This window comes from Paenibacillus sp. P2(2022) (assembly GCF_029522175.1).
In the GTDB taxonomy this organism is placed as follows: domain Bacteria; phylum Bacillota; class Bacilli; order Paenibacillales; family Paenibacillaceae; genus Paenibacillus; species Paenibacillus polymyxa.
In genome coordinates this window covers 1-621 of record NZ_JAKWFI010000037.1, presented here as the reverse complement: position 1 = coordinate 621, position 621 = coordinate 1, and the positions used below count along the sequence as shown (strand labels likewise).

The 621-nt window shown below is 45.7% G+C and carries 2 rRNA genes; both read left to right on the top strand.

The window, feature by feature from the left end:
• Positions 1–106 (top strand): 16S ribosomal RNA (locus tag MMB75_RS26050); the annotation flags it as partial.
• A gap of 402 nt (positions 107–508) precedes the next feature.
• A 23S ribosomal RNA gene (locus MMB75_RS26045) occupies positions 509–621 on the top strand; the annotation flags it as partial.

Genomic DNA, 621 nt, shown 5'->3' with positions numbered 1-621 from the left:
CGGTGAGGTAACCGCAAGGAGCCAGCCGCCGAAGGTGGGGTAGATGATTGGGGTGAAGTCGTAACAAGGTAGCCGTATCGGAAGGTGCGGCTGGATCACCTCCTTTCTATGGAGAATCGTTTCCTGCAACGGAAACATTCAAATCAGCAGGTACATGTACCTGCGACCGGATATTCAATTCGGTTCATCACGTTCGTGTGAATGAAATGGATATCCTGAACTTACTCACTCGTTGCTCAGTTTTGAGAGTTCAAACTCTCAAGTTTCGACGAATGTTTCATTCACACATCGTGTGGAACCGAAATATTCATCAGGCTTCGCTTCGACGAAGCGAATTGCACCTTGAAAACTGGATACCGAAACGAAATTGCGTTTTAGAATATTCCTTTAAGCTGATCTTGTGTAAACAAGTGAAATAAAGGTAGCAGATAAGGAAAGATATTTTGCCTTTGGCAAAAATCACTCTTTATTGAACATCGACATTTTCTTTCTGCGAAAGAAAAGTCTAGGTTAAGCTACAAAGAGCACACGGAGGATGCCTAGGCGCCAGGAGCCGACGAAGGACGTGGCGAACAACGATAAAGCCTCGGGGAGCTGTAAGCAAGCTTTGATCCGGGGATG